Annotated in this window: 3 protein-coding genes; 2 read left to right on the forward strand and 1 reads right to left on the reverse strand. The window is 56.0% G+C overall.

All coding sequences use genetic code 11. The features are described 5' to 3' along the window. Nucleotides 1-135: 135 nt before the first annotated feature. Nucleotides 136-927, reverse strand: a complete 792-nt coding sequence (locus tag E1K68_RS27410) for a LuxR C-terminal-related transcriptional regulator (RefSeq protein WP_003190080.1) — start codon at nt 925-927, stop codon at nt 136-138. Between the two features lie 137 nt (nt 928-1,064). Between E1K68_RS27410 and E1K68_RS27415 the strand changes: the two genes are divergently transcribed. Together E1K68_RS27415 and E1K68_RS27420 are read left to right on the forward strand one after the other, a co-directional pair. Beyond that, entirely contained in the window at nt 1,065-2,168 is a 1,104-nt protein-coding gene (locus E1K68_RS27415) for a polyamine ABC transporter substrate-binding protein (protein WP_003190082.1), read from the forward strand. A gap of 28 nt (nt 2,169-2,196) precedes the next feature. After that, complete coding sequence (locus E1K68_RS27420; protein WP_003190084.1) at nt 2,197-2,484, forward strand: hypothetical protein; 288 nt, start codon at nt 2,197-2,199, stop codon at nt 2,482-2,484. Nucleotides 2,485-2,843: the final 359 nt, after the last annotated feature.

The following is a 2,843-nucleotide window of genomic DNA, read 5'->3' on the forward strand; positions in this document are numbered from 1 at the left end:
GAGCACGACCTTGCCAAGGTCGGGGTCGCGAGTTCGAGTCTCGTTTCCCGCTCCATATTTAACGAAAACGCCGATCAGTGATGATCGGCGTTTTTGTTTGTGCGCAATAAATACCGCCAGCGCACCGCCCCCCCTTCAAAGCGTCGATGTAATCTCCTGCCGTGGCATAAAAAACCGCGCAAACAGCTCCGACTGAGATTTGATATTCAGCTTGCTGTAGATATTGCGGCGGTGAACCTTGATGGTTTCCGTCGACAGCGACAGCTTGCCGGCGATCTCTTTGTTGGAGAACCCACTGAGCAGTAACTTGAGCACGTCTTTTTCACGCGTCGTTACGTGTGTTTCCAACTGAGTAAGTGCCTCGGCCCATGGGGTCGGCTCGGTGAGGTTTTTTGCCGGGTCAGTTTCAAAGCCCATGCGTTGATGCATCATTGCTGTTACCCACGGCTTGATCATGTCCAATACCGTTATCTGCGCCTGGGTGAAGCGCAGGTTGCTGCCAAATGACATGCACAACGTTCTGTCGGCATCGAGCCGTACGTTGTATTGCGCCTCATCGACCGAGATGTACTGCGCAAAATATTGTTGGTAGTACTCGGTTTCCCGGAAGTGTTCCGGCGCAATATCGAGCAGATGGAAGAACCCGCTCTGCGGGTTTTCTCGATCAGCGATATAGAACGGGTCCAGCAGATACAGGCCTTTCACATAGCGATGAATAAAGGCGTCGATTTCTTCGCTGTCGGCCACCTCGGGCAGGCTGATCACACGCACTGCGTGGTCACCGAAAACCAGCACCACCCAATTGTCTATCTGCACATATTCATTCAGTACCCGAATCAGCGAACTCCAGAACTCCGGGCGATTGAGCTGCATGATCAGTTTTCCAACCGATCGGTGCCAAGCCAGGCTATGAAGGTCAAGCGACATGTTCTACCCCTTTAGGGTTAGGGCTTTGCAGGCCAGAGCTAAGTACTTGTAGGTATTTACTATTCGTCGAGGCTCGGTATATTCACCCCGAGCTTACGATAGCCATGAAGGCGCGTCGTGTGGACAGGGATAGTCATATGAGTCGAGCACACTTGCGAGCTATTTTTTTAGCGTCGTTTATGGGCGCTGCAATCAGCACGCCCGCAGCCGCCGCTGAAAATTCGGTGTATCTGTATAACTGGTTCGGCTTTCTTGAGCCGCAGACGCCCAAGCAATTCCAGCAGGAGAGCGGCATCAAGCTGCATATGGATGCTTTCGACAGCGCCGAAACCATGCAGAGCAAGGTCATGGCTGGGCGCACCGGTTATGACCTGGTGGTGGCCACCTCCAATGTATTGCCCGGCTTGATCAAGGCCGGGGTGCTGCAGCCGTTGGATCGTGCGCAGTTGAGTAATCTGTCGCACATCGACCCTGACATCCTGTCCCTGCTGGCGGTCAATGACCCCGGTAACCGCTACGCCGTGCCCTATGTCTGGGGTACCACCGGCATTGGCTACGACGTGGATAAGGTCAAGGCGGCACTGGGTGATGACGCTCCGGTGGACAGCTGGGACCTGATCTTCAAAGAAGAAAACATCAGCAAGCTCAAGTCCTGTGGCGTGGCCATGCTCGACTCCCCCAGCGAGATCATTTCCATTGCCTTGCACTATCTAGGGCTGCCCAGTAACAGCACTGACCCAGAGGATTACCAGAAGGCCCAGGCGCTGTTGTTGAAAATCCGTCCCTATGTACTCTATTTCGACTCTTCCAGAATCGACACCGACCTGGCAGACGGCAATATCTGTGCGGTCGTCGGCTGGGCCAATGGTGCACTGGCGGCGCAGGCGATTAATGAAAAGTCCAACAGTGGCCGCAAGATTGCCTACAGCCTGCCGCGGGAAGGGGCGTTGGTCTGGTCTGAAAACTGGGTGTTGCTCAAGGACGCTCGCCACCCCAAGGCCGCTCTGGCGTTCATCAACTACATGCTGCGGCCACAGGTGATAGCCAAGACGTCCAACTACATGCTTTATCCCAACGCCAACAAAGATGCCACTGAGTTTGTCGAGCAAAAATTGCGGGATAACCCTTGGATCTATCCCGATAAAAAGACCATGGCGACATTGGTTCCGCTTGAGCCCTTGCCGCTGAAGGCCGAGCGTATTCGCACGCGGGTCTGGACCAAGGTTAAAAGCGGTACGTGATGGGGATGGGGCCGGGGAGGGAGACAGCATGCGCCAGGGCGGTGATCAGCGCTATTTTGAGTCAGACGACTACAAGGCCTACAAAGAGATTGAAGAGCAGATCGGCCTGTGTACGCCAGAGCAGGCCTGGGCCATGTACTACGTTTCGACGGGCATGGTGCGGGAAAACATTACCCTGGCGGTGATGGAGCATATTGGCCGGGGCAATCGAGCTTTGCTGCTTGAGTTTCCAGACCTGGTGCGAGTTGCCGGGCGTGACGCTGAGCCGGGGGCGCTCGCCTCCAACTGGCCTTTGCTGCGCAGGCGTCGTCGATAACTCTGCTGGGTGTACCTCTCGAGGGGCGATACGCAACATCGATACGAAACTGAACCCGTGACGGCCTGCCAGCCGACGCCTATCTCCCTGACACCCCGCGATCAAACTGTGGGAGCTGGCTTGCCTGCGATGACGGCCTGCCAGCCGACGCCTATCTCCCTGACACCCCGCGATCAAACTGTGGGAGCGGGCTTGCTCGCGAAGGCGGCCTGACAGGCGACGCAGTTATACCGGGTACATATCCATTGCTGCGGTAACGGCCACTTAGGGTTCCGCCCTGACGGCGGCTCACTTTTGAAAAGCGCAAAAGTAAGCAAAACGCTCTTGCCCCACCACTCGGCACCTCGCTTAGGCTCGGT

Source organism: Pseudomonas sp. B2021, assembly GCF_018135665.1.
GTDB classification, from domain to species: domain Bacteria; phylum Pseudomonadota; class Gammaproteobacteria; order Pseudomonadales; family Pseudomonadaceae; genus Aquipseudomonas; species Aquipseudomonas lactis.

What these genes read in the sequence shown, in the direction of transcription:
- E1K68_RS27420 (WP_003190084.1), top strand. Translation starts at nt 2,197, where the DNA reads ATGCGCCAGGGCGGTGATCAGCGCTATTTTGAGTCAGACGACTACAAG.
- E1K68_RS27410 (WP_003190080.1), bottom strand. Translation starts at nt 927, where the DNA reads ATGTCGCTTGACCTTCATAGCCTGGCTTGGCACCGATCGGTTGGAAAA.
- E1K68_RS27415 (WP_003190082.1), top strand. Translation starts at nt 1,065, where the DNA reads ATGAGTCGAGCACACTTGCGAGCTATTTTTTTAGCGTCGTTTATGGGC.